At 38.0% G+C, this 23861-nt stretch carries 31 protein-coding genes and 1 riboswitch; of the genes, 25 read left to right on the forward strand and 6 right to left on the reverse strand.

Translation table 11 applies throughout. The features are described from left to right. Positions 1-86 precede the first annotated feature (86 nt). The 13 genes from ACFX4G_RS05225 (at position 87) to rarD (ending at position 10439) form a co-directional block, all read left to right on the forward strand. Positions 87-863 (forward strand): class I SAM-dependent methyltransferase, encoded by a 777-nt coding sequence (locus tag ACFX4G_RS05225; RefSeq protein WP_377573803.1) that lies wholly within the window; start codon positions 87-89, stop codon positions 861-863. 383 nt (positions 864-1246) lie between these two features. Next, entirely contained in the window at positions 1247-1849 is a 603-nt protein-coding gene (locus ACFX4G_RS05230) for a YpjP family protein (RefSeq protein ID WP_025752035.1), read from the forward strand. A 188-nt stretch (positions 1850-2037) separates the two neighbouring features. Continuing rightward, on the forward strand, positions 2038-2352 hold the full coding sequence (locus tag ACFX4G_RS05235) for a thioredoxin family protein (protein ID WP_013056696.1): 315 nt from the start codon (positions 2038-2040) through the stop codon (positions 2350-2352). Positions 2353-2442: 90 nt separating this feature from the next. Continuing rightward, positions 2443-2575: riboswitch (cobalamin riboswitch) on the forward strand. A gap of 258 nt (positions 2576-2833) precedes the next feature. Beyond that, on the forward strand, positions 2834-3793 hold the full coding sequence (locus ACFX4G_RS05240) for an ABC transporter substrate-binding protein (protein ID WP_014460464.1): 960 nt from the start codon (positions 2834-2836) through the stop codon (positions 3791-3793). Between the two features lie 88 nt (positions 3794-3881). After that, positions 3882-4490, forward strand: a complete 609-nt coding sequence (locus ACFX4G_RS05245; RefSeq protein WP_025752037.1) for an adenosylcobinamide amidohydrolase — start codon at positions 3882-3884, stop codon at positions 4488-4490. A gap of 4 nt (positions 4491-4494) precedes the next feature. Next, positions 4495-5481, forward strand: a complete 987-nt coding sequence (gene cbiB / locus ACFX4G_RS05250) for an adenosylcobinamide-phosphate synthase CbiB (protein ID WP_043982034.1) — start codon at positions 4495-4497, stop codon at positions 5479-5481. After that, positions 5456-6535 carry a threonine-phosphate decarboxylase CobD gene (gene cobD, locus ACFX4G_RS05255; RefSeq protein WP_043982036.1) on the forward strand — a complete coding sequence of 360 codons (1080 nt, stop codon included), beginning with the start codon at positions 5456-5458 and terminating at the stop codon, positions 6533-6535. The genes cbiB and cobD overlap by 26 nt, the downstream gene beginning before the upstream one ends. Next, complete coding sequence (locus tag ACFX4G_RS05260; protein WP_043982037.1) at positions 6532-7092, forward strand: bifunctional adenosylcobinamide kinase/adenosylcobinamide-phosphate guanylyltransferase; 561 nt, start codon at positions 6532-6534, stop codon at positions 7090-7092. Before cobD ends, ACFX4G_RS05260 begins: the two co-directional genes overlap by 4 nt. Beyond that, positions 7089-7862 (forward strand): adenosylcobinamide-GDP ribazoletransferase, encoded by a 774-nt coding sequence (gene cobS / locus ACFX4G_RS05265; RefSeq protein WP_097823626.1) that lies wholly within the window; start codon positions 7089-7091, stop codon positions 7860-7862. The genes ACFX4G_RS05260 and cobS overlap by 4 nt, the downstream gene beginning before the upstream one ends. Next, a complete protein-coding gene (locus ACFX4G_RS05270; protein WP_013082848.1) occupies positions 7820-8434 on the forward strand; it encodes a histidine phosphatase family protein in 615 nt (204 codons plus the stop codon). Before cobS ends, ACFX4G_RS05270 begins: the two co-directional genes overlap by 43 nt. Further along, complete coding sequence (locus ACFX4G_RS05275) at positions 8386-8811, forward strand: bifunctional adenosylcobinamide kinase/adenosylcobinamide-phosphate guanylyltransferase (protein WP_043982040.1); 426 nt, start codon at positions 8386-8388, stop codon at positions 8809-8811. Before ACFX4G_RS05270 ends, ACFX4G_RS05275 begins: the two co-directional genes overlap by 49 nt. Then, the gene (locus ACFX4G_RS05280; protein ID WP_013056705.1) at positions 8808-9377 is read left to right on the forward strand and encodes a cob(I)yrinic acid a,c-diamide adenosyltransferase; all 570 of its coding nucleotides are present in this window, start codon (positions 8808-8810) and stop codon (positions 9375-9377) included. The genes ACFX4G_RS05275 and ACFX4G_RS05280 overlap by 4 nt, the downstream gene beginning before the upstream one ends. 135 nt (positions 9378-9512) lie before the next feature. Beyond that, on the forward strand, positions 9513-10439 hold the full coding sequence (rarD, locus tag ACFX4G_RS05285; protein WP_377573162.1) for an EamA family transporter RarD: 927 nt from the start codon (positions 9513-9515) through the stop codon (positions 10437-10439). A 91-nt stretch (positions 10440-10530) separates the two neighbouring features. Here the strand turns inward: rarD and ACFX4G_RS05290 are convergent, their stop codons facing one another. After that, positions 10531-10857 (reverse strand): MerR family transcriptional regulator, encoded by a 327-nt coding sequence (locus ACFX4G_RS05290; RefSeq protein WP_013082852.1) that lies wholly within the window; start codon positions 10855-10857, stop codon positions 10531-10533. Positions 10858-11154: 297 nt separating this feature from the next. Between ACFX4G_RS05290 and ACFX4G_RS05295 the strand changes: the two genes are divergently transcribed. Further along, positions 11155-11313: a hypothetical protein gene (locus ACFX4G_RS05295; RefSeq protein ID WP_013056708.1), complete on the forward strand. Its 159-nt coding sequence runs from the start codon at positions 11155-11157 to the stop codon at positions 11311-11313. A gap of 32 nt (positions 11314-11345) precedes the next feature. On the opposite strand, the gene ACFX4G_RS05300 is transcribed toward ACFX4G_RS05295, so the two are convergent. Continuing rightward, the gene (locus ACFX4G_RS05300) at positions 11346-12266 is read right to left on the reverse strand and encodes a CobW family GTP-binding protein (RefSeq protein WP_025752045.1); all 921 of its coding nucleotides are present in this window, start codon (positions 12264-12266) and stop codon (positions 11346-11348) included. Between the two features lie 253 nt (positions 12267-12519). On the opposite strand from ACFX4G_RS05300, the gene panE reads away from it, so the two are divergent. Together panE and ACFX4G_RS05310 are read left to right on the forward strand one after the other, a co-directional pair. Next, positions 12520-13449 (forward strand): 2-dehydropantoate 2-reductase, encoded by a 930-nt coding sequence (gene panE / locus ACFX4G_RS05305; protein WP_025752046.1) that lies wholly within the window; start codon positions 12520-12522, stop codon positions 13447-13449. Further along, positions 13449-14249 carry a GIY-YIG nuclease family protein gene (locus tag ACFX4G_RS05310; protein WP_043982045.1) on the forward strand — a complete coding sequence of 267 codons (801 nt, stop codon included), beginning with the start codon at positions 13449-13451 and terminating at the stop codon, positions 14247-14249. Before panE ends, ACFX4G_RS05310 begins: the two co-directional genes overlap by 1 nt. A 50-nt stretch (positions 14250-14299) precedes the next feature. On the opposite strand, the gene ACFX4G_RS05315 is transcribed toward ACFX4G_RS05310, so the two are convergent. Then, a complete protein-coding gene (locus tag ACFX4G_RS05315) occupies positions 14300-14611 on the reverse strand; it encodes a hypothetical protein (protein ID WP_016763842.1) in 312 nt (103 codons plus the stop codon). Between the two features lie 243 nt (positions 14612-14854). On the opposite strand from ACFX4G_RS05315, the gene ACFX4G_RS05320 reads away from it, so the two are divergent. Genes ACFX4G_RS05320 through proC form a run of 4 tightly spaced genes read left to right on the forward strand, consistent with a single transcriptional unit; the run spans position 14855 to position 17629 of the window. After that, the gene (locus tag ACFX4G_RS05320; RefSeq protein WP_377573166.1) at positions 14855-15742 is read left to right on the forward strand and encodes a 5'-3' exonuclease; all 888 of its coding nucleotides are present in this window, start codon (positions 14855-14857) and stop codon (positions 15740-15742) included. A gap of 46 nt (positions 15743-15788) precedes the next feature. Then, positions 15789-16136 carry a YojF family protein gene (locus tag ACFX4G_RS05325; RefSeq protein WP_013056714.1) on the forward strand — a complete coding sequence of 116 codons (348 nt, stop codon included), beginning with the start codon at positions 15789-15791 and terminating at the stop codon, positions 16134-16136. A 23-nt stretch (positions 16137-16159) separates the two neighbouring features. Next, positions 16160-16822: a bacillithiol biosynthesis deacetylase BshB2 gene (gene bshB2 / locus ACFX4G_RS05330; RefSeq protein ID WP_013056715.1), complete on the forward strand. Its 663-nt coding sequence runs from the start codon at positions 16160-16162 to the stop codon at positions 16820-16822. Positions 16823-16825: 3 nt separating this feature from the next. After that, entirely contained in the window at positions 16826-17629 is an 804-nt protein-coding gene (gene proC / locus ACFX4G_RS05335) for a pyrroline-5-carboxylate reductase (RefSeq protein WP_377573169.1), read from the forward strand. A gap of 159 nt (positions 17630-17788) precedes the next feature. Here the strand turns inward: proC and ACFX4G_RS05340 are convergent, their stop codons facing one another. Next, entirely contained in the window at positions 17789-18187 is a 399-nt protein-coding gene (locus ACFX4G_RS05340) for a thiol-disulfide oxidoreductase DCC family protein (RefSeq protein ID WP_013082859.1), read from the reverse strand. A gap of 149 nt (positions 18188-18336) precedes the next feature. On the opposite strand from ACFX4G_RS05340, the gene ACFX4G_RS05345 reads away from it, so the two are divergent. Together ACFX4G_RS05345 and ACFX4G_RS05350 are read left to right on the forward strand one after the other, a co-directional pair. Further along, positions 18337-18903 (forward strand): RNA polymerase sigma factor, encoded by a 567-nt coding sequence (locus ACFX4G_RS05345; RefSeq protein WP_162214104.1) that lies wholly within the window; start codon positions 18337-18339, stop codon positions 18901-18903. After that, entirely contained in the window at positions 18900-19661 is a 762-nt protein-coding gene (locus ACFX4G_RS05350; protein ID WP_016763846.1) for an anti-sigma factor, read from the forward strand. Before ACFX4G_RS05345 ends, ACFX4G_RS05350 begins: the two co-directional genes overlap by 4 nt. Positions 19662-19703: 42 nt before the next feature. Here ACFX4G_RS05350 and ACFX4G_RS05355 read toward each other — a convergent pair whose 3' ends face one another. Continuing rightward, entirely contained in the window at positions 19704-20138 is a 435-nt protein-coding gene (locus tag ACFX4G_RS05355) for an Hsp20/alpha crystallin family protein (protein ID WP_013082862.1), read from the reverse strand. 228 nt (positions 20139-20366) lie between these two features. On the opposite strand from ACFX4G_RS05355, the gene ACFX4G_RS05360 reads away from it, so the two are divergent. Together ACFX4G_RS05360 and ACFX4G_RS05365 are read left to right on the forward strand one after the other, a co-directional pair. Next, on the forward strand, positions 20367-20747 hold the full coding sequence (locus ACFX4G_RS05360) for a replication termination protein (RefSeq protein ID WP_013056721.1): 381 nt from the start codon (positions 20367-20369) through the stop codon (positions 20745-20747). 374 nt (positions 20748-21121) lie between these two features. Beyond that, entirely contained in the window at positions 21122-21400 is a 279-nt protein-coding gene (locus ACFX4G_RS05365; protein WP_025752053.1) for an AbrB/MazE/SpoVT family DNA-binding domain-containing protein, read from the forward strand. Positions 21401-21486: 86 nt separating this feature from the next. On the opposite strand, the gene ACFX4G_RS05370 is transcribed toward ACFX4G_RS05365, so the two are convergent. Beyond that, complete coding sequence (locus ACFX4G_RS05370) at positions 21487-22860, reverse strand: MATE family efflux transporter (protein WP_377573172.1); 1374 nt, start codon at positions 22858-22860, stop codon at positions 21487-21489. A gap of 220 nt (positions 22861-23080) precedes the next feature. Between ACFX4G_RS05370 and ACFX4G_RS05375 the strand changes: the two genes are divergently transcribed. Continuing rightward, the gene (locus ACFX4G_RS05375) at positions 23081-23833 is read left to right on the forward strand and encodes an SDR family NAD(P)-dependent oxidoreductase (RefSeq protein WP_013082864.1); all 753 of its coding nucleotides are present in this window, start codon (positions 23081-23083) and stop codon (positions 23831-23833) included. The last annotated feature ends 28 nt before the right edge of the window (positions 23834-23861 follow it).

Raw genomic sequence — 23861 nt, forward strand, 5'->3', positions numbered from 1 at the left:
CGCATATACTTTATAAGAAAAAGGATGTCTATCGGCATCCTTTTTCTTTATGTAAATAGCCAAACAGTGTAGGGGGAGTTATGAAAGTGATTGTTACGACTGCTGGTCGAACAAATGAACAGATGATTGTAAAAGCCAAACAAGTAGCCGCTGATTTAAGTATACCTTTTGTAGTAAGAGAGAAGAAATCCGTTGCAGATCTTCAGAATCTTCAAGCTGCAGACGTGCTGATTGTCGGTAAGAATAGAGTAGAATTGCATGTCCAAAATGAAGAGGAACCTATTTTTTTTCATCCAAATTCCGCTATGTTTAGAGTGAAGAGATGGCTGCGAGGAGAACCTGATCCGTTTATTGAAGCTGCTAGTTTGGAAAAAGGAATGAGCGTGCTTGACTGTACACTTGGTCTTGCATCGGATAGTATGATGGCGAGCGCAGCGGTAGGGAAAAGCGGGAAAGTTGTCGGACTAGAAGGCAACCGCTATGTAGCTTATTTAGTCAAACAAGGACTTTTAAATTGGGAAAGTGACGTACAAGAGTTGAACGATGCAATGAAGCGTATAAACGTGGTTCATCAAAATTTCGAATCGTTTTTGGCGTGTTGTGAAGATAATTCTTTTGATGTTGTCTACTTTGATCCTATGTTTCAAGAGCAAATTGATGAATCGAATGGAATTAACGGTATTAAAGCAATAGCACTGTATACTACGCTAACGCCAATGGCTATACAAGAAGCAAAAAGAGTAGCCAAACAAAAGATCGTGCTAAAAGATCATTGGAAAAGCAGTCGTTTTGAAGAACATGGATTTATCGTACAAAAACGAAAAACATCAAAATTTCATTACGGGACAATTGATATACAATAATAAACAAAAAAGTAAAACGAATCCTGATCATTGAAAAGACTTCCAAAACCTTTTAGGAATTAAAAAGTTTTGGAAGTTTTTTTTATGAATTTCATCTAAAGTTCATAAAAGTATGATATATTTTTGAACATAAAAATACTTTTGTGTTTAAGCATCCAGCAAAAAAGGAATATCTTGTATAGGTTTCCGCTCGGTGTGACAACCTCAAACAGAAGAAGGAAGGTGCTAACTAAAAAGTCTTCGAATGCCCGTAGGCAGCATAAATGAATAAGCAAATATAGGTAAAAAATTAATAAGTATGTTACAATACCTAGTGAGTTATAACAATGAATTTTACGATATGAAAAGACCATATGGGAAAAGATGAGAAAGGAAAGATACGAATGCCTAGATGGATAAAAAGAATGCTAGTTGTATTTATTACAGTATTTACATTTGGGCTTGTCACTCCACCAGAATATTTATACGTTGATGATGCAAAAGCGGACAAGCAACATAAAGCAGGGTATGTAAGAGAAACAACTCCTGTCACAGCTGTTATAGAAGATATTCATTTGCCATATGAAGAACCAAAATATGAAGACGTTTCATCATTTGTTACGTATGCAATGGAATCAGCTGAAAAACAGTCAGTGGAAAAATTCGGAACAAAAATTGGACCTGTCATTGAAGATGAATTTCGTCAAGCAGTGTTACCTAAAATTGAAGAAGTGCTGACCGACATTGGCACTGAACGTGAACAGTCAATTCAGAATCTCGAGATAAGCGAGCATCCTGCTGCTGGCTACGGTGAAAAGATTTTCCATGTATATGACCGGGAAACCGGTCAGGACTTAATACGATTTCATGTACGGCGTGAAAATCCTCCAAAAGATGGATACTGGTTTAATTTTCACTATCATGCGGCTGCAGATAATTTTCAGAAGCATTATGATTTAGGGAAAATTTATTGGAACCGAAACATGCCGCCTAAATGGTTTAGCTGATAATAGACACAACATTCTGCGATTTCGAAATGTTAGCTTTTTTAAGCTAGCATTTTTTTACGTCTAAAACCGTTAGGGTCTAAATAAGCTGAAACATTAGCACAACGATAAAAAAATCGTTTATAATGAAGTCAGACTTCTTACCATAGAATAGTGAGAAGGAACGAATAGATGCTGGAGGTAACACAATGAAACAATTTACGGAAGAAAAACAATTTCGCGAACAAATTAAGAACGAAACACTAAGCGTTGGGATTTTTACGACAACGTGGTGTCCTGATTGCAAACGTTTGGATATGTTCATTGATGAAATCGTTGATGAAAATACAGATAAAGCATGGTTTAAAATTGACAAGGATGAGTTTGAAGAACTTTCTGCTGAAAACAATGTAATGGGTATTCCTTCTCTTCTTGTATATAAAAACGGTGAAAAAATTGCACACTTGCACAGTGCAAATGCTAAAACGCCTGAAGCGGTCCGTGAATTTTTAGCAACTCTTTAATCCCTTAAGCTGCGAGAGCATTCTCGCAGCTTTTTTTGTGAGAATGGCTATTTCCATTTTTCCATGAGTGGGGTATACTAGGACAAGTGAATAATCGTAAAGCAATAAGGTCTCAATTTAAAGATTGAGTGAAAAGGGAAGTCTGGTGAAAAACCAGCGCGGTCCCGCCACTGTAAGCGCTTTGTGCGTAAGTCAGGAGACCTGCCTTATTGTTAGCTGTGAAACCTTCGAGGAAGGGTGAAGCAGGGTAATGAACATACATATCAAGTATAGTGAACGGATTCTTTTCCTGCTTATCTTGACGTTACCTGCTTTGCTTTCAATTGAAAGTAAAGCTTTTTTATTTTGAAGCTGCCGGCGAGCAGTATACATAGTCAAAGCGGAAAAACGGGATAGCGCTGCTTTTTGCATGATCATTTGCTTTTTCTTTAACGTGGAGGTTTCGTATTCACAATGAACAATATATAGGGGGAGTATTTAGATGAAAAAATGGCTTTCGTATTCCATTATTGCACTGTTAGTCATCGTACTTGCTGCATGCGGTGCAGGCAGCCAAAGTAACAGTGATAAAAAAACGAAGCAAGATACGGCACAAACGTCACAAGCTGCATTTCCAGTGAAGGTAAAAGACGCGCGTGATAAAGAAATTACGTTGAAAAAACAGCCTAAGAAAATTGTTTCCTTAATGCCAAGTAATACGGAGATTGTATATGCCCTTGGCCTTGAAAAAGAATTAGTCGGTGTTACAAGCAACGATGATTATCCTAAAAGCGTAAAGAAAAAAGCGCAGGTAGGAGATATGAACGTTAATGCGGAAAAAGTTATTGCTTTAAATCCTGATTTAGTGCTGGCACACGCTTCAAGTATGGGCGTTTCGGATGAAGTATTTAAACAAATTGAAAGTGCGGGTATTCCGGTATTTGTTGTAAAAGATTCAACAACGTTTGATACGGTTTATGATTCTATTACGCAAATCGGTAAATTAACAGGTAAAACAAAAGAAGCTAATCAAACAATTAAAGACATGAAAGAAAAAGTAGCTTCAATTGAGAAAAAAGCAAAAACGATTTCAAAAGAAGATCGTAAAAAAGTATGGATAGAGGTATCAGGAGCTCCTGAGATTTATACAACAGGAAAAGGTACGTTCATGAACGAAATGCTTACTATGATCGGTGCTGATAACGTAGCAGCTAGTGAAAAAGGTTGGGTTAAGTTTTCTGAAGAGCAAGTTGTTAAGTTAAACCCTGACGTTATTATCGCAACGTATGATGCAGACAAAAATGAGATTATGAAGCGTCCCGCTTGGAGCAGCATGACTGCTGTAAAAGAGGGTAACATCGAGAAGGTTGATCAAAACAAAATCAATCGCTTAGGACCTCGTATTGTAGATGGCTTAGAGGACTTAGCAAAAGCAGTATACCCTGAGGTGTACAATAAATAAGAAGAGGGACCATATTCCAGTTCGAATTGAAAAGGGGATTGGTCCCTTTTCACATCTTAAAATTGAAGAAAGGCCTGAGCTTTTAATCATGAAAACCGAGACTTCTTATAAAACATACAGCTCAGGGGTTTTAGGAACAGGCATTACGGAAACGGACACCTTTTACAATCGATTTGTTCACAAAGACTATTATTCAGATACTCCTTCTTTGGAGTATGAGCAATATTTGATGAAAGAAAATGTGCGCCATGAGCAAATCGTAGGGTTGATGACAGCCGTTTGGTTAAAAGAAAGAGCGGTTTACTGTTATGAAGGCTACGGAGTAAGAGTAGCTTCCGTGATAACGGCTGGAGTAGGAAACGCAGTAGATATTACAGCTGACGAAGCTGTCCCATTTTATTCCTCTCCTGGTACAATTAATATGTTTTTTTTCGTGGAAGGTACGCTTACGGATGCAGCGTTTTTACAGCTTTTTATTGCGGCCACAGAAGCTAAAACAAAAACGCTGTCACAGCTGGGCGTCATAGATCCGGCTACAAAGACGATTGCTACGGGAACATCTACGGACAGCATCTCAGTTGCAGCGTCTCAGCAAGGACCATTATATGAATATGCAGGCTCTATGACCGCTTTAGGGCAAGCGGTAGCTAAGCTGGTGAAAATAAGCTTAGAGCAGGGACTTAAGGGAAAGAGGTGAAGAAATGAGTATTACACAAGCGATAATTGCACACATGACGGCCATGACGATTGCTTTACTAATTGACCGAATTATAGGCGATCCCGAAAATTGGCCGCATCCCGTTCGCTGGTTTGGTAAATGGATTTATTGGATAGATTCTAGATTAAATAAAGGTGCAGGAAAACGATTCAAAGGATTGCTTCTTGTGATAAGTATGGCTGTGCTCGCAGGAGTTGTTCCCTTTTTGTTCCTCCATGCTTTGTACGGAGTTCATTTTATAGCAGGTGTTTTAGTAGAGAGCGTAATGATTGCGACTACTATATCCACTCGTTCTTTAAGCGAAGCTGCTTATAAGGTACAAAAGCCTCTTCAGCTAGGAGATATGGAGAAAGCTAGATATGAAGTAAGTATGATTGTGGGACGAGATACAGATCGTTTGTCAGAAGGAGAAATTGCCAGAGCGACGGTAGAGACCGTGGCTGAAAATACAAGTGATGGTATTACAGCTCCGCTTTTTTATGCATTTATAGGAGGAGGAGCCCTAGCCTTTTTTTACCGAGCTATTAACACATGTGATTCGATGGTTGGGTACAAAAATGACCGCTACTTTCTGTTCGGCTACTTTAGTGCAAAAACCGATGACGTATTAAACTATATTCCAAGTCGGTTAACTGCAGTGGTGATGACGGCTGTTAATGTAGCAAAAAGCCAGTATTCTCTTGGGCATGTAACGAGTTTGATTAAGCGTGATGCTAAGAAGCATCCCAGCCCAAATAGCGGATACGGGGAAAGCGCAGTGGCTGCTCTGTTAGGTATTCAACTCGGCGGGCTTAATACATATAAAGGCATAGAATCTAATCGTGCAAAAATGGGTGAACCACTCATTCCTCTGCAAGCCGGTCATATTGAACAAGCTGTTTTCATTATGAAAAGGACGGTCTATGCTACGTGGTTATTATATCTTTTGTTAGGAGGAGTTATTAGTGCTATTACCTACACATGGAGCTAATCCTAATGTCTTTTTAAAAGCAATAGGGGCCGAGAATTTGTCGCATATAAAAGACTTTAGCGTGAATACAAATCCTTTAGGGGCTCCCCTTGTGCTTCACGAAAAGTGGAACGAATTCAAGGGTGCAGCGTTTAGTTATCCTGACCCTCAAGTAACGGAGCTGAAAAATAAACTTGCAGCTCATCATCATGTTTCAGGTGCTCAAGTGCTGCCTACAAATGGCGCCGCTGAAGCGTTTTTCCTTATTGCTTCGTTATTTTCAGGAGAGAAAGCAGGGATTGTACAGCCGACTTTCGTTGAATATGAACAGGCAAGTAAAGCTTATGGATGTGAAGTGACATACGTTCCTTTATCTGAAGAAAATGGCTGGAGCTGGGATATAGAGTTGATTATGAGCATTCTTCCGGACATAAAAGTACTGTGGATTTGTCATCCAAATAATCCAACGGGCGTTATGTATAGTCATGAGGAATGGATGAAAGTAGTAAAAGCTGCTGCTCATCATGGTACATACTTAATGATTGATGAGGCATTTATTGATTTTGTCGAACATCAGCCTTCATTTGATTCTCTTATTCTGGATTATGAGCATATCATTGTTGTGCGTTCCATGACAAAGATGTTTAATATTGCCGGGCTTCGTCTTGGCTATATTTTGGCAAATGAAAAAATCATTAGCAAGATGGCTAAAAAGCAGCCTCCTTGGAGTGTAAATGGCTTGTCGCAGCAAATAGGCATGATATGTGTGGATGAAAAAGATTTTGTAAAAGAAACCGTCCATTATATTAAACAAGAACGGGAACGAATCTTGAGTCAACTAAAGGAATGGGGGCTTTTGGTTTCTCCTTCTCAAACAAACTATTATCTTTGCAGCGTTCCGTCTTCTATTAAAACGCGCGAATGGCTTGTCTATTTAGCAAGCCATGGCGTGGTAGCTCGTCATACTGAAAACTTTCCATTTTTAAATGGACGCTATATCCGTTTGGCTGTGAAAACGAAAGAAGAAAATGACTATTTACTTAACGTAATCAAACAAGGACTTGATGAAATATGATCATCTTTATTAGCGGAGGCGTTCGAAGCGGAAAATCAAGTGCAGCGGAGAACATGGTTCAAACTTTTTGTACAAAGCGCGCTGTTTATATTGCCACAAGCAGGCAAACAGATAAGGAAATGCAAAAACGCATCCAGCTTCATCAAAAAGAACGCCAAGCAGCGAACACGCCTTGGGTAACGATCGAGCAGTCTGTAGATTTACAACAAATTCTGCCAAATCTTCAAAGTGATGATGCTATACTTTTGGATTGTGTCACGAACTGGCTTGCCAATGAGCTTTTTTCAACAGAAAAAAGGTGGCAAACAAAAGAAGGGAAACAAGCGGTTTTTCGTCATATGACAGAAACGCTCGATAAGCTGTTTGCGCAGTCTCAGACGGTTGTGCTAGTATCTAATGAACTGTTTGAAGCGGGCGTGTTAGAAGAGCCCACATATAGCTATATGAAGATGTTAGGGAAATTACATCAGTATATTGTAGAAAAAGCAGATGTGGCTATTTGTGTAGAAGCGGGAATCTATCGTTTTAAAAAAGGAAAGGAATGTGTAGATATATGAAAGAATGGATAGCCATACTACGAATTTCTCTCCAGTTTTTTACGATCTTACCACTGGCTAAAACCGTTCAATGGACTGAAAAAAGAACGGCACGCTCACTTTTTGTGCTGCCTTGGATTGGTATGTTACTAGGCTTGATGTTTTATAGCTTTTTACAGCTGCTTCAATCTTCACCTATCACTACGATTGTTGATAGTATTTTAGTTTTGCTTTTACCGCTTATCTTAACGGGTGGCCTTCATTTAGACGGCTGGATGGACGTAAGCGATGCCTATTTTTCTCATCAGTCAAAGGAAAAAAAACTGCAGATTTTAAGTGATCCGCACGTTGGGTCTTTTGCTATTCTTTCTCTTATGGTTCTGCTGCTGCTGCGTTTTAGTGCGATCTATGAATTAGTGTCTCTTTCTTCTTTATCAATTTGGGCATGCTTAATTGTCTTTACCCTTCCAAGAATTGGAGCAGCCTTTTTATTGATGAGAGATAAGCCCGCTAAAGATACGGGTCTGGCTGCTTATTTTCAACAAGGAGTCACCAAACGGTCTATTTACGGATTTATCATTATGAGCCTATTCTTAGTTGCTATTTTCGTTATTTTTATGGACAATAAATTCATTATTCTTTTCTTTGCCGGTTTTTTATGGCTCTGGATACGATTTTATCGTTCGCAGTTTGGTGGCGTAACAGGAGATGTTATAGGGGCAACCATTGAAGGAGGAGAAACATTTTTATGGATAATTCTTTGGTTATCACATGTATTCGTCACGGCATGACGCTTGAAAATCAACAGAAAAAATATATAGGGTGGAGTGATCCGCCTTTAAGTATAGAAGGGAAAAATGAATTGAAAGAGCTTTTTCTAGAACCTCAGCTCGTTATTTCCAGTGACTTAAAAAGAGCGCTAGAAACAAGTGCAGTTGTTTTTCCAAAATCTCAGGTGGTTAAAAGTAAAAATTGGCGTGAACTGCATTTTGGAGATTGGGAAGAGAAGACGTATGAAGATTTAAAAAACATACGGGCGTATAGAAATTGGATTGATCACTGGACAGAACATACGCCTCCGAATGGTGAAAGCTTCTCAAGCTTTTCAAACCGAGTTTGGGCAGCGTGGGAAGAAGCGGTCGATTTGGCGGCCAGTCAGCAATTGCGTCACATTGCTATTGTTTCGCACGGCGGACCACTGCGTTTACTTGCATCTCATTTTAAACAGACAGCGTCGCTTTGGGATGTTTCTTTTTCTTATGGAGAAGGTTTTTCAGTAGCGTGTACATACAAACAGGCAAAGGAGAGAAGAGCATGCATTTCGTATTCGGCGGTGCATTTACCGGCAAAAGAAAATGGGTGAAGCAGCATTATGCCAGTGAGTCGGTAAAATGGCATTGTTTGTATGAAGACCCTGTTTTACCAGCGCTTGAGTTCGAAGAAAGTTACATAGTGCTAGAAGGATTTGAGCACTATGTTAAGGAATTAATACATAGCGAGCTGGAGTCTCCGCACCTTGTTGTTAAAAAGTTAATACAGAAGTGGAGAGACAGCGGTGTATGGGAAAAGTTAATAGTGATTGGAACTGAAGTCGGCAAAGGGATTGTTCCTTTAGATCCAACAGAACGGCAGTGGAGAGATGAATGCGGGTATGCGTATCAGCATTTAGCGGCACATGCCCGGAAAGTAGATCACATTTGGTACGGAATTGCTAATCGATTGAAGGAGGAAATACAATGAACATTTACACAAAAACAGGGGACAAAGGGCAGACAAGCTTAATTGGAGGACGAGTAAATAAAGATGATATTCGAGTGGAAGCATACGGTACGATTGATGAGCTAAATGGCTTTGTAGGTCAAGCGATTTATCAGCTGGATGAAACAACATTAAAAGATGTAAAAGAAGAGCTGATTACGATTCAACATGAGCTTTTTGACTGTGGAAGTGATTTAGCATTTGCAAAAGATGATCATCCGTACAAAGTAACAAACGACATGATATCAGTACTTGAAAAGCGCATTGATGTCTATATGTCAGAAGCGCCGGCCATTGAGCGTTTTATTTTACCTGGAGGCACACCTGCAGCGACAACGCTTCATATTTGCCGGACGATTACACGCCGCGCAGAACGGCTTGTTGTTGGCGTGCAGCGTGAGTATAAAATTAATGCGGCGGTGCTTCAGTATTTAAATCGTTTATCCGATTATTTCTTTGCTGCGGCTCGAATCGCTAACGCGCGAGAAAATGTACAAGATGTAGAGTATATTCGCAGTGCCAAAGTATTTAAACAGCCTAAAAAATAAGGTATAAAAAACGGTCGAGCTAAAAGCGATCGTTTTTTTTATGAGTTATTTCGATAGGTAAAATAAAGCTATAAAAAAGAGGTAAATGCATCTATAATGATAAGAGACAGAGAGATAAAGAAAAGAGGTTGAGAAATGAATCAAGATTCTAAACGAGCAGGTATTGTTTATACAGCCAGCGCTTACGTTATGTGGGGGCTTTTTCCGCTTTACTGGAAGCTTCTTGGCGAGGTGAATGCGAATGAAATACTCGCTCACCGTGTCATATGGTCATTTGTTTTTATGCTTTTACTTTTGCTTGTGACAAAGCAAATGAGTGCTTTAAAAAAGACGCTTGGTTTATTATTTCGTAATACGAAACAAGCGGTCATTTTATTTGTGGCTTCAGTGCTGATCAGCATCAACTGGTTCGTTTACATTTGGGCGGTTAACCATAATCATATTATTGAAACAAGTTTAGGTTACTACATCAACCCGCTCGTTAGTATTTTACTTGGTATAGTCGTTTTAAAAGAGAAGCTTAATTTTTGGCAGGGTGCTTCTGTTGGATTAGCTGCTATAGGTGTTATCGTTATGACAGTTACATACGGGCATATCCCATGGGTATCATTAAGCTTAGCGTTTAGCTTTGGTTTGTACGGACTTGTAAAAAAGACTATTCAATTAGAAGCAAAAGTAGGATTAACGATTGAAACGATGATGGTTGCACCTATTGCAGTTATTTATTTTATTTTTCTTTTAGTGAAAGGATCTTCAAGTTTTTCTCTTCAATCGCTTGATCTGAGTGCTCTTTTAATTGGAGGCGGTGTTGCTACAGCTATGCCACTACTATATTTCGCTAAAGGGGCCCCTCTTATTCCGCTATCGATGGTCGGTTTTTTACAGTACATTGCTCCTACCATGACGCTTTTATTAGGGGTATTCGTGTATCATGAACCGTTTTCTAGCGTAGAGATGATTGCCTTTTTGTTCATTTGGGGCGGATCGGTTATGTTCATTTTATCTAAAACTAAGTTCATGAGTTCTCATCAGCCGAGATTTTTTAAAGGGCGCTCAGCTTAACGGACAAAAAAGCGGATATCTTTAGATATGCGCTTTTTTGTCTGCCGTAAAGAAATAAAAACGGAGACGGGAAAGTCACCGTATGTATACTTTATAGCTTCCGCTTGAAATGAGCGTTCAACTGACCTTGAAGCATTTGGTTTTTTACTTCTTTCATTTTTCTCGCTTCATCTTTTTTGGCCAATTCTGTGCGTATTTCACTCGTTTGAACTCCTTCTTCTATGCGATCGGCAATATCCATTAATCGTTCGACGTCTGAAAACGAATATTTCCGGATACCCGTATTGGTTCGGTCCGGAAAGAGCAGGCTTCTTTTCTCGTAGTAGCGAATTTGCCTTTCTGATAAACCGGTTAATTCTTTTACAATCCCAATAGACATGACTTTTTTATCTCGATATGACGCTTCATTCGTAGACAATCTCCCTCACCCCTGAGTACGTAGTAGTATGTTATTATTATAAAGGAAAAAAATACAAAAAATTATAACATGTAATACATTCTAACATATATATGTTATATTTTTGAATTACTATGTGAGAAAAAGTGACATAAATAATGAAATAGGGAAAAGAGTCCTATAAACTAATGATTAACTCGATCCCAAGTGGTTAACCATACAGGATAAAGCCTTGTGGTTAATCACTTGCTTTCAAAATGATGAATAGAAAACAAATGTGAGAATATACATAAATTCTAAAAGGGAAGGGCGTTTTAAATGGCTGTGCAACAATTGAAAAAAGAAGAGATTATTGAGCTGGCAAAAGAAATTATTGAACTTGATTTGAAAAGAGATGAAAAATTTGAAGAGTTGACAGAGTTAGCCGGAAATCGTGCATATGAAATTTTGCGCAGAGTACAAAATGCCTGTTTATAAGTAATAAAAAAATCCCGCTCTAGGCGGGATTTTTAATTGGACTGCTGTTCAAGATTAAATAATTCTTGTTTCATCTTAGTGTGGTCGAGGTTTTCCCCTATAAAGACAAGAGTGGTGGGCAGCTTCATCATTTCTTTCATATATAGAGGCATGCCGTATGAATATTGAAACGAATACGTATCATCCGAATGAGTAAAGCGCATATAGCCTTTAATACGATAGATGGTATCTGGCATTTGGCGCAGCCAATTTTCAAATAATTCAAGATCCACTTTTTTTGTAAACTCATATACAAATGTTTTCAAATGAAGATGATCTTCAACATGAGCCTTATGGTGCGGCTGTTTTTGAGACAGCTGAGCTCTTTGAATCAGGTCAAGCTTCACGCGGGAAAATGTTGTTAATAATGTTATTGCACGAGCGTTAATTGATTGAACCTCAAAAAGCAGGGAAGACTTTTCTGCCTCAGACAGCATGTCCGTTTTATTTAATAAAATTACATCTCCATGTTTTACTTGTTCTTGAAGAAGTTTTTGAAGTTGAATGCTTAAGGACCCACGTTCTTTCCACCTTGTTGCATCGAGTGTGGTGATAATACTTTTAATCGTGACTTGATGCGCAAAAAGAGGAGACATACAGGCATCCAACACTTCAATGGGATGTGCAACTCCGGTTGTTTCTATATAGATAGCATCCAATGTGTTCTCCTGTAGAAGTGAATGAAGCTGAGTTTCAAATTGACCTTGAATCGTACAGCACACGCAGCCGTTTAGCAATTCTTTTAACGGCGTGTCTTTTTCTACTTCATTTGAGTCAATCGAAACTTGGCCAAGCTCATTCATCACAACAGCAATGTTGCGATTACGATCTTTTTCTTGCTGAAGCAGCTGTTTAAGCAACGTTGTTTTTCCGCTGCCTAAAAATCCAGATAAAATGTAGATTTCTGTTTTCATTTCAGTCTCTCCTATGTAAATAACATTGTTTAAATCGAAACTTTTCCGATTGCGGATTGGTAAATAGTATATCCAAGAGGGGATAAATGTCTAAGCGTAAATTTTTATGCTTTTTTTGTATTCATTATAACAACTTTAAAAGCACTATGGCTATCTTTTGTAAAAAACTCAAAATACAATGAAATAAGAATATTATAAAATTTCAAACTAGCTGTGCTACAATAAAAGAAAAAGAAAAAGGGGAGCAAAAGTTATGCGAATATTAGTTTTAGGCGCAGGCGGCGTTGGAGGTTACTTTGGAGGCAGGCTTGTGGAAAAAGGAGAGGATGTGACTTTTCTTGTCAGAGATCGCAGAAAAAAAGAGCTGGAACAAAATGGACTTGTTATCAAGAGCATACACGGTGACTTCACTTCACCTGTACAAGCTATTACAAAATCTGAGATGAAAGAGCCTTATGATGTTATTTTGTTCACAACTAAGGCTTATCATCTTAAACAGGCAATTGAGGATGTGCGTCCTTTTGTGGGGAATCAGACAGTTGTCGTACCTTTGCTAAACGGTATGGCTCACGTGGGTCCTTTACAAGAAGCTTTTGGGGAAGAAAAAGTCATTGGAGGACTATGCTTTATTGAAACAACTTTAAACAAAGATGGAGATGTCGTCCAGACGAGTCCTGCTCACAGACTTGTATTTGGTGAATTTAAGCAGAAGGAAACAGAAAGATTACAACTGATTGAGCAAGCGTTCAGTGGTACAAAAGCTTCGTTTGTAAAAAGTTCATATATTGAACAGGATATGTGGCATAAGTATTTATTTATTACGGTTATGTCAGGCATGACCACTCTTATGCGCGCACCTGTTGGCCCAGTGCTAGCGGCAAAAGGAGGGCGTCAATTCGTACAAGAGCTTTTTAAAGAAGTTGAAAATATTATGATGGCATACGATGCACCATTAGCTGAAGGGATTATTGAACAGCATATGAATACGATGGACAAAATGACGTATGACATGAAGTCATCGATGCAGCGTGATATGGAAAAAAGTTTTCAAATTGAAGGAGACCACCTTCAAGGATATTTGCTGACATTAGCTGAAAAGTCGTCTATACACGTACCGCTTCTTCAAACTGTGTATACGCATCTAAAAGTGTATGAAGAAATGTTAAAAGGTTATCAAAAATAATGACAGCAAAAATTGATTTAGCAGTCATGCAGGTACTGCAGAAGCTGCTAAGTACAGCAGAAATAGGACAATTGCCTTCCGCTCCCGGCATTTATTTTTTCTTTGATAAACCGGGCAGGCTTTTGTATATCGGAGCAACGACGGGCTCTCTATTAGAAAGAGTAAGAGCTCACGTTGCAGGAAAAGGCGTTAGCAACACAAAAAAATTCCACAAAGAGATTTGTGCTGTTGGATATATTGAAGTGCATGGATTAAAAAAAGAATTAGATATGCTGAGAACGATGCTTGTAAATGGTTATTTTCCAAAATACAATAAACAAGATGTAAAAAGAGAAAATGAATACGACATTTACACCGTTCACGGCAGGGTCCTCAGGGATACAGGAGTTGATAAGAAAAAAGTCTCCAAGCGAAAAACGGTGCTAAAGCCAACGTTAAAAGAGATAGAGATTCGTCAAGAAAACAGCGATATTACATATGCACGAGTTGCAAATATGAATGCTGAAGATCGAGTGAAAAAATTATGGTCTTGTCAAGAAGCAGGAGCGCAGCTACATCTTCCGGAGTCGAAAGTGTTAGCAATAAGTGACCGGCTCTTAAAAGAGCAGTATACATTTCAGCGGGATATGAAAAAGAATATGATGTTTACCATGCGGGATTTAGTTGTTATTCAAGTGTTGTTAAATTTAAATCCGACCCATGATTTGAAAAAACGAGAAATAAAGGAAGCCATCAGTTTAGTGCGTAAATTTGGCATAGAAGAAGCTCTTCGCATCTCTGAAAAATTACTCAAAACGTAATAAAATCCATGATCATTGTGATCATGGATTTTATCATTTATCATTCACACTTAAGCTAATTCGTCAATAACTTTTGGTAGAGCCATAATGGAAATAACGCAAAGTGAACTGACAACTTGATGCATTTCAAAAATGGCAATGATGAATAACATCAGTGATATATATAATTGAAGGCCTTTTAATCCCCACGGCTTGCGATCGAAAAAAAAGTCGCTAAGTACAAATACAAAGAAAATGAGCGAACTGAACAAAATAATCATGGATGTAGACATGGAACGATCATAAGCAATGATAAATAACAAAGCGAGAAGCGACACAACAGATATAACTTTTAATGTTTTAATCATCGTGTTTTTATTCACTTTTTTCACCTTCATTTGTAGGATTGATCTTTCATCCTCATTTTATAGGATAGTCAAAAGTTCTAAAAGCCAAACGAATAAATCATAACAACAATTTAACATCTTTATACTACATTTACATTGGGAGAAAAAAATGGGCGTGTTTTGAGCTTTGTACGCTTCATTGACGCGTGCAAAGAACAAGTGCTATAGTATGTGTGCTCTAAAAGCTAAAGGAGCAAAGTTTTCAAAGGACGTGACTATGTGAACGAAACACTATTAGTAATTGATGGATTTAATTTATTAAGCCGCTGTTATTTTGCTACTTCTTATGGCAGAGATGAAGCAGCGTTGACAAGAAATAGTAAGGGCCAATTTACGAATGCCCTGAGAGTAACGATTCAAAAAATGCATGCATTGATTCACCAATATGAGCCAAGCCATATTTTCGTCGCTTGGGATGTTAAGCGTGAGGATACAAAACGTAAAGATACATACGCCCTATATAAGCAAACAAGAGCAGAGCTGCCTGAGCCGCTGATTCAGCAGTATGAAACGTTAAAACAATTTTTTGACACAGTAGGCATTTATCAAATGTCATTGTCTTCTTATGAAGCAGATGATTTAATTGGAGCACTTGTAAGCAAGTGGAGCAAGGAAAAGCAAAGTCCAGGGTACATCTATAGCAATGACCGAGACTTGCTTCAGCTCCTAGATCAACATATTTCGCAAATTATTGCCAAAAAGCAGGTTGGCGATCTTGTTTATGGCTTCAAGCACTTTCAAGAAGAATACAATATTCATCCTCGTCAATGGGTGGACGTAAAAGCATTGCTTGGTGACAAATCGGACAATATTCCGGGTGTTCCTGGTGTAGGAGAAAAAGCCGCACTGCCTCTTATTCAACAATATGGCTCTATCCATGAAATTTATGCACAAATTGAACAATTAGATCCAGCTTTTAATCGTTACAAAAAAAAGCTGGCCGAAGGAAAAGAACTAGGTATGCTTAGTCATGAACTTGCTGAGATTATTATAGACATTCAAGAAATCAGTATGTTAAATTGGGAATATTTAACATTTATGTATGATTATGAACGATGGAATAAAGAAATTCAAAGTCTAGAACTAAACATTAGGATTCGCTCATGATTTTTAGTACAATACAATTTATGAACATGAGAAAGGAGTAACAAGCGTGCAACCAATTCATAAAGAAACAGTCCAAAAAAAAATACAAACATTTTTAAATAAAGACGTATATGTACACCTTGAAACGACAAACGGTGCATATGCTTCACACGTAAATGAAAAAGTAATGACAGTTGGGGCTTTTATTCGCAATGGTAAAGTCACTATTTCAAACGGAAAGATAACTGGAGAAGGTCCTTATCGTGTAGGTCTTCAAATTGATTTAGGATGGATTTATGCAGAGGGATTAACAGATTGGGAAATTGATGAAGAAGGCCGACTTCTTCTAGCTGGGCATGACTTTGAAGGTCGTTTAGCAGTTGCCCTTCAATTAAGTGAACATCCGTTTTCATAACAGAAAAGAGAGGAGAATAGAACATGGAAGAAAGATTATTAATTGTATTTCCGCATCCTGACGATGAAGCATATGGAGCAGCAGGAATGATCACGCAAGCTAGACAAAAAGGAACGCCCGTTACATATGCCTGTGTTACGCTAGGTGAAATGGGACGAAATATGGGTAGACCGCTGTTTGCTAACCGTGAAACTTTACCTCAAATCCGAAAAAAAGAACTTTTAGATTTAGCGAACGTTTTAGATATTCAAGACTTGCGTATGCTAGGGCTTCGTGATAAAACGCTGGAATTTCTTGATATTGATGTTTTTGCAGATAAAATTGAAGAAATCATTAACGATGTAAAGCCGACTCACATTTTAACACATTACCCTGGCTTTGCAGTACACCCTGATCATAATGCTACGGGTGCAGCTACGATTCAAGCGGTAAAACGTATGCCAAAAGAAAAGCGTCCGGTTGTTTGGTGTCATGCGTTTTCGAAAGATCGTATTGAACATATTGGAGAACCAGATGTTATTTTTGATGTAACAGCGATGAAAGATAAAAAAATTGAAGCGTTAAAAGCCCATCGTTCTCAAACAGAAGGAATGATGAACGCAATTGACTTCGATCGCTTATCTGACTATCCGCAAATGGAACGTTTATTAACTAGAGAAGAATTCTGGACATATAACTGGGAGTAACAGATGAAAAAACAGCGAATTTTATTTATTGGAGCAGGACGAATGGCTGAAGCTGTAGCGGCTGGTTTGGTTACGAGCAGCGCTGACAGTATTGAGGCAGTAGTGATGTCAAACAACGGAGATATTGAGCGGTTACAGCGTGTTGAAACAACGTACGGCGTACAAACGACGCAAAATTGGCGCCAAGAAGTTGACAATTCGGATGTTATTATTTTAGCGATGCCTCCTGAGGCCCATCCTTTCGTGCTCAAGGAACTTTCAACTCATTTAAATCAACAATTTGTCGTAACGTTAGCGGCAGGGATTGGTCCGAGTTACTTAGAAAGTCATCTTCCGCAGGGTACGCCTGTCGCTTGGATTATGCCGAATACAGCTGCTATGATTGGACAATCGATGTCACTATATACACTTGGAACTTCTGCCACAAAAGAGCATAAAGAAGTGCTTCAAATGATTTTAAAAGGAATTGGTGAAGCGCATGAGTGTTCAGAGAAAGAAGTACATGAGCTAACGGCTGTAACTGGCAGTGCACCGGCGTTTTTATATTATTTTGCAGAATCGTTAATTGATGCAACTACTGCTTACGGTGTGGACGAAAAAACAGCCAAAGATTTAGTTATTCAAATGATGTATGGCTCTGTACAAATGCTGCATGAAACCAAAGATCCTGCGTCTTTAAGAGAGCAAGTAACAACTCCAGGCGGCGCTACTGCCGAAGGGTTAAAAGTGATGAAAGAACAAGACTTTTCCCTAATAATAAAGCAGGCAATTGAAGCAACGAATAAAAAAGCAATGGGTGGAAGCTAAAAAAGCTCGTACAACCATATGTTAGCTGGAAAATCCGAACTATAGTTCAGCATTCTTTCATTGGAATGTTGAATCAGTTCGGATTTTTTAATGAATAGACTTCCTTAACATACATATATTCCTCTTTGGAACTGTTTTTTCTCTATGGCCCAAACTTTTTTAGTCATCAACAAACCGCTTTTTCATATCAGAAGTTGGGAGCATGCAGTGCTGCTGTTTGCCAAACCACTTATATCGGTTGCGAGCGATCCAGTTGTATACTATATCTCGAATAGGTGCAGGAATGATAATGAAAGCATATAAAAATTTAACGGGTCCATCTAAGCGCTTGGCGATTTTTAAAGCAGCCGTTGATTTTACATATCTTTGGTTTCCATGAATATATACAATGCTGTCTAATTGCTCAGGAAGTAAGCCGTGAGAGGCTAGCTGCTGCTTTCCGAAATCTGATTGAAGAGAAGCGAAAGAAAACAAAGCTTGTTCATCATGTTTAATAATATATTGAACACTGCTATTACATAAATTACATATACCATCAAAAAGAATTAAATGTTTCATTGGACGATTTCGCTCCTATTCCATAAAAAAAGTATAATTACTTGTCATTTTTGAAAAATAAAGGTACGTTTAAAAGATGTGAAAGTGATCCAAATTCAAAGGTAATTCGATTATATAATAAGGACTCATAAGAGTTAAAGGAGAAGGGTATGAAAGAGCAAAACGACGTTGTCTTATACAATAGAATAAAAGAACGAGACAAAAAAGCCCTTGAACTGCTGTATGACAAGTATGAGCGAATTCTTTATTCGTTTATATACCGGTTAACAAATAGCTCTGATATTGCTGAAGAAGCTGTTCAAGAAGTGTTTATTAAGCTGTGGAGAGGAAAAGGAGTTTACAGCGATGAAAAAGGGAAGTTTTCATCATGGCTGTTTACGATTACAAGAAACACCGCGATTGATATTGTAAGAAAAAGAAAAAACGATCCTATTTTCTCAGAAGAAATTTTTGATTTTATTGAAGATGATCATCCTAAGATTGACGAGCAGCTTCAGTGGAAAGAAGAACAGCAGAGAGTGCGGCACGCTGTATCAAAATTGTCTGAAGACCAAAAAAAGATTATTCAATCCGTTTATTTTAAGGGATTAACGCAGCAAAAAGTAGCAGAAGAGCAGCAAATCCCATTAGGAACAGTAAAGGGTAGGGTGCGATTAGCGTTGCGGAAATTAAAAACATATTTAGGTACTGATGCAGAAGGGAGAGCTGATTCATGAGTATGTGCAATAAACTAATTGATTACTATAATGATCAGTTGACTTCCCATGAGAAAAAAGAGTTTGAAATGCACTTGAAAAACTGTCAAAGCTGTCAAGAAGAACTAAGAGAGCTGGAGGAAGTTCTTGGAGATCTAACGTATTTGACACCAGAACAATCTCCTCCGCCAGAAATGAAACAGCGAATACTTGCGAATGTATTCGAAGAAGAACAAGGTGAGACAAAGAGAGAACCAATCGCTTTAAAAAATGAAAAACAACATGCTGCGTCTAAGAAATCAAATAAAAAGTCCATCATTATTGGATTAGCTGCGGCACTTCTTTTATCCCTTGCAGGAAACAGCTACTTTCTGTTGAAAGATGGAGACAAAGGCAAACAAGAGCCAAATGTTTCGGTTGCTCCTCAAAACGAACCTCTTACATCTGAAAAAACAATGAAGCTGCAGGCAGAGCCGAACGTTTCTGGCGAAGCAACAGCATCTCTTACGAAAAAAGGTGGAAATCTAAATGTGGTTATTCAAGCGAATAACTTGAAAAACGTAAAGGGGAATGAAGTCTATCAGGTGTGGCTCATAAAAGGTGATAAGCCTCATCCGGCAGGTGCTTTTGTAACAGATAAAAATGGAAACGGGACAGTGGTCTATACGATGAGCCAAAAAGAACAGACTGAAAAGTGGGATGTTATGGCGATTACTTTAGAACCGAACGCGAATAATAAGACGCCAAAAGGAAACATTGTGTTAAGTTCAGCGCTCTAACAAAAACCCTTCTGCTAACAGAAGGGTTTTTGTTACGTGCAGTTAATCATCTTCAAATTGTATGGCAATGGTTTGATCATTTTCTATCTTATTCAGTCGAATTTCCAATAATCCATTTTTGTACTTAGCGCGAACTGGTTCGTCTGTGTAGTGAAAAGGAAGTTTGACCGTGCGAGAAAATACGCCTGTATGGCGTTCGTTGAGCTTTAACTTTTGTTTAGATGCTTCATAAGCATAAGGAACGTTTCCTTCAACTGTTAATATATTTGCGTCCAACTTGATTTGAATGTCGTTAGTTGAATGCAGTCCAGGAACCTCAACGACGATAATGCCTTCTTTATCGGTTTCATATAAGTCGACGTTTGGAAATCGCTTGGGCAAGATGTGATTTAAATCGCTCCAAAAGTGATTTCCAAGCATATCTTCTACCTTATGCTGAATCGAACCCCAATCAATCTCTTCATATTTTTTACTCAAAGGAAACCCTCCTTATATTCACGTAAATTCCTTCTATATATATGAAAAAAAGAAAATTCAATGCCTGCTTACAAAAATGAGAAAAACACGTAAATAAGTGAAAAAATGTGAGAAAAAAAAGAGATTTTGAGTGAAAAAGAAGGATTATGTAGAATAAAAAAAGTATAATTACGTATAGAGCTTTCTATTATCCTGAATGAAAGCAAGTATGTGAAGGAGGAAGTTGAGATGAGAGAAAAGCGTACATCCAGTGGTTTTCTATTAAAACAACGTGCTTTCTTAAAATTATATATGATTACGATGACAGAACAAGAGCGTCTGTATGGCCTTCGGTTATTAGATGTGTTAAGAGATGAATTTCGACCTTTTGGATTCAAGCCTAATCATTCTGAAGTATACAAAGCCCTTCATGACTTGATTGAAGACGGTGTCCTCAAACAGGTGAAGCGTAAAAAAGAAGGAATGAAGCTTCAAGAAGTGGTTTATTATACATTTACAAATGAGGGAGAAGAGAAAGCTAAATTATATAAAAAACAATTAAAAGTAGAGCTGGAGCGGTGTGAAGCTATGATTCAAAAAGCTATTCGTGACAACTTCGGGTCCAAATGAACGTGTCTTTAGGTAGAAAAGACACGTTTTTTCTATAGCTGATTTTGTCGTCTTATGTCGGAATAAAAGTTATAAAATGGGTACAAAGTAGTGTAAAAGATGGATATATAGTTATATTATGGATAAAATACACACTTTTAACATATATGGATGAATTCGATTTTAAAGATTATGCACTATTCATAAATAGTGTACGAATTGATATGATACAAAGTGTATATAAATCTATTTAATGCGTTATTTGCCATATTTTAAGAACTTATAAACCGTTATCAGACCATCATTCAAGCATTTTGGTTTTAGCAACTCTGACGAATTTGACTAGATTTGTATCGAGAAGATATTATTTGTTTACTATGAAAGGAATGGATTTTATGAAGTCTACAGGAATTGTAAGAAAAGTAGATGAATTGGGTCGCGTAGTAATTCCTATTGAATTGCGCCGCATTTTAAATATCAACACAGGTGATCCAGTAGAAATATATGTTGATGAAGATATTATTATTTTACAAAAGTATAGCCCGTATGGTGCTTGCTTAGTAACTGGGGAAATTACGCGTGAAAACTTAACCTTTGGGAATGGAAACGTTGTGTTAAGTAAAAAAGGTGCGGAACAGCTTTTACAAGAGTTAGAGCGTACCTTAAATAAATAAGAAGTTTTAGGCCTTAGTATAAGGAAGAGTATCAATCCATCTTTAAACAAAAAAAGAACGTTCTTTTGAGAACGTTCTTTTTTTGTTTAAGCCGTTCGAGAAGATTTATTCTCCTCTAGCAGCTGTTTTTTTTGTATTTTTATCAAACGATACGCAAGTCCTGTTGCGCCTGCAGCAAGCCCCGCAATTAGTCCAATCCAATAGCCAAACGCCTGCAAATCGGTGTATTTTGCTAAAACAATGCCTAAAGGTAGACCAATTACCCAATAAGATACCAAGGACATTAAAAAGGTAACATTTACATCCTTATATCCTCGCAGAGCGCCTTGAATAGGAGCTTGAAGAGCATCAGAAAGCTGAAAGAAAATTGCATAAATCAAAAAATGAGAAGTTAATGCGAGTACCTCTGCATCTTTTGTATACAAAGAAGCTACTGATTCTCGAAGAGTAAATAAAAGACCTGCGCAAACAAAAGCCATGCCAACAGCGATAGTTACACCGATCCTGCTATAGCTTCGTGCATCTTGATGACGCTTAGCACCCGCTTCAAATCCCACAACAATCGTTAAAGCCATAGAAATACTCAGCGGAATCATATAGAGAAATGAGGCAAAATTAATAGCTGCTTGGTGAGAAGCGATCGTAATGGTATTATACGAGCTCATAAACAGCGTGACGGCTGAAAAAATACTTGTTTCGAAAAAGACCGAAAAACCGATAGGTAAACCAATTTTTAATATTTCTTTCCAAGTAGAAAAAGAGATACGATGAAATCTTTTAAATAAATCGAAGTTAGAAAAAGGTTCTTTTTTATGAATAATTACAATGGATACAATGAGTATGCACCAATACGTAACGGCAGTTGCATAACCAGAGCCTACTCCACCCAAGTGGGGAAAGCCCAGCCTACCGAAGATTAATACATAGTTTAAAGCTACATTAACGGGAAGCCCTAAAATGGTGATAAGCATAGACGTACGAGTTTGCCCTAAAGCATCAATGAAGTTTCGTAAAACCGTATAAATAAAAAGCGGAATAATACCAAAAGATAAAGCAATTAAATACTGTTTGGCAATGCGCATTACGTTTGCTTCTAAATTCATCCCTTTTAAAATAGGATCAACAACAAAAAAGCCGATTAAAATAATAACAACGGCCATTAAAATGGAGACATAAAGCCCTTGAATGACGGAGAACGGAACTTTTTTCTTTTGATTAGCTCCGACAAGCTGTGCAACAATTGGCGTAATAGACATTAAAATTCCGCTTAGCCCTGTAAAAACAGGTACCCATAAGCTTGAACCAATTGCTACCCCTGCCAAGTCATCTGCACTTACCCTTCCTGACATCATCGTATCAAAAAAAGTCATTGAAAACATTCCAAACTGGGTGACCAATATCGGAAATAAAATAAAAACGAACTGCTTAACTTTTTGAGACGTTGAAAACGTTTGTTGCATTAAAAAACCCCCAATTTGAAAACATTTACACCAAAAAGCATTATATCACGCCGTGGCTTGTTTTTGCTAAGAGTTCTGACAATAAATTCAAAGAATGTATCCATAAAACGCGGTGATTTAAAAGGAGTAAAAAGGTAAAACAGTATATGATTTTAATTTTGACATGCAGTGAGCTATGATAGAAAGTATAGTAATTATCATTTAACGTGGAGGGATACGTGTGGATTTACAGTTGCAAAGTAAAAATGTACTTATTACCGGCGGGTCAAAAGGAATTGGGAAGGCTATTGCTGCTTTGTTTATTCAAGAAGGAGCAAACGTTGGAATTGCGGCAAGAGGAGAGGAAGCGTTACAGGATGCACAGTCAGAATTAGAAAACGTGCGTACATATACAGCAGACCTAACAAACGAATCAGACAGAGTTGCATTAATTGAGAAGTTCATTAACGACTTCGGAAGCATTGATATTTTAATTAATAACGCTGGAGGAAGTAATGGAAGCACCGCGATGGAAACAGATTTATCCCTTTTCAAAGAAGCAATGGAGCTTAACTACTTTTCAGCTGTCCACTTGAGCAAGCTAGCAGCGACGCGTATGACAAAAGATGCGGCAATCGTTAATGTTACGTCTATTTTCGGAAGGGAAAGTGGAGGGAAAGTCACGTACAATAACGCAAAATCAGCACTTATCAGCTTTACAAAGTCGTTTGCAGATGAAATGATTTCTAAAGGAATTCGTGTAAATGGAGTAGCGCCGGGAAGCATTTTGCATGAAACGGGTAATTGGAAAAAAAGAATGGATGAAAATCCGGAAAAGATTAAGCAATTTGTTGAAAACGAAATACCAGCAGGGCGCTTTGGAGAGCCGGAAGAAGTGGCAAACGCCGTTGCCTTTTTAGCATCTTCTAAAGCTTCATGGATAGTTGGTGCGACGTTAAACGTAGACGGTGGACAGTCAAAAATGAACTTTTAAAAAAAGTGCAGGAATTTCCTGCACTTTT

Origin of the sequence: Priestia sp. YIM B13486 (assembly GCF_042787865.1) — a bacterium.
Lineage (GTDB): Bacteria > Bacillota > Bacilli > Bacillales > Bacillaceae_H > Priestia > Priestia megaterium.

Coding starts and splice junctions, on each gene's coding strand:
- ACFX4G_RS05230 (WP_025752035.1), top strand. CDS start 1,247: ATGCCTAGATGGATAAAAAGAATGCTAGTTGTATTTATTACAGTATTT.
- ACFX4G_RS05235 (WP_013056696.1), top strand. CDS start 2,038: ATGAAACAATTTACGGAAGAAAAACAATTTCGCGAACAAATTAAGAAC.
- ACFX4G_RS05240 (WP_014460464.1), top strand. CDS start 2,834: ATGAAAAAATGGCTTTCGTATTCCATTATTGCACTGTTAGTCATCGTA.
- ACFX4G_RS05245 (WP_025752037.1), top strand. CDS start 3,882: ATGAAAACCGAGACTTCTTATAAAACATACAGCTCAGGGGTTTTAGGA.
- cbiB (WP_043982034.1), top strand. CDS start 4,495: ATGAGTATTACACAAGCGATAATTGCACACATGACGGCCATGACGATT.
- ACFX4G_RS05260 (WP_043982037.1), top strand. CDS start 6,532: ATGATCATCTTTATTAGCGGAGGCGTTCGAAGCGGAAAATCAAGTGCA.
- cobS (WP_097823626.1), top strand. CDS start 7,089: ATGAAAGAATGGATAGCCATACTACGAATTTCTCTCCAGTTTTTTACG.
- ACFX4G_RS05270 (WP_013082848.1), top strand. CDS start 7,820: ATGGATAATTCTTTGGTTATCACATGTATTCGTCACGGCATGACGCTT.
- ACFX4G_RS05275 (WP_043982040.1), top strand. CDS start 8,386: ATGCATTTCGTATTCGGCGGTGCATTTACCGGCAAAAGAAAATGGGTG.
- ACFX4G_RS05280 (WP_013056705.1), top strand. CDS start 8,808: ATGAACATTTACACAAAAACAGGGGACAAAGGGCAGACAAGCTTAATT.
- rarD (WP_377573162.1), top strand. CDS start 9,513: ATGAATCAAGATTCTAAACGAGCAGGTATTGTTTATACAGCCAGCGCT.
- ACFX4G_RS05295 (WP_013056708.1), top strand. CDS start 11,155: ATGGCTGTGCAACAATTGAAAAAAGAAGAGATTATTGAGCTGGCAAAA.
- ACFX4G_RS05300 (WP_025752045.1), bottom strand. CDS start 12,266: ATGAAAACAGAAATCTACATTTTATCTGGATTTTTAGGCAGCGGAAAA.
- panE (WP_025752046.1), top strand. CDS start 12,520: ATGCGAATATTAGTTTTAGGCGCAGGCGGCGTTGGAGGTTACTTTGGA.
- ACFX4G_RS05310 (WP_043982045.1), top strand. CDS start 13,449: ATGACAGCAAAAATTGATTTAGCAGTCATGCAGGTACTGCAGAAGCTG.
- bshB2 (WP_013056715.1), top strand. CDS start 16,160: ATGGAAGAAAGATTATTAATTGTATTTCCGCATCCTGACGATGAAGCA.
- proC (WP_377573169.1), top strand. CDS start 16,826: ATGAAAAAACAGCGAATTTTATTTATTGGAGCAGGACGAATGGCTGAA.
- ACFX4G_RS05340 (WP_013082859.1), bottom strand. CDS start 18,187: ATGAAACATTTAATTCTTTTTGATGGTATATGTAATTTATGTAATAGC.
- ACFX4G_RS05345 (WP_162214104.1), top strand. CDS start 18,337: ATGAAAGAGCAAAACGACGTTGTCTTATACAATAGAATAAAAGAACGA.
- ACFX4G_RS05350 (WP_016763846.1), top strand. CDS start 18,900: ATGAGTATGTGCAATAAACTAATTGATTACTATAATGATCAGTTGACT.
- ACFX4G_RS05360 (WP_013056721.1), top strand. CDS start 20,367: ATGAGAGAAAAGCGTACATCCAGTGGTTTTCTATTAAAACAACGTGCT.
- ACFX4G_RS05365 (WP_025752053.1), top strand. CDS start 21,122: ATGAAGTCTACAGGAATTGTAAGAAAAGTAGATGAATTGGGTCGCGTA.
- ACFX4G_RS05370 (WP_377573172.1), bottom strand. CDS start 22,860: ATGCAACAAACGTTTTCAACGTCTCAAAAAGTTAAGCAGTTCGTTTTT.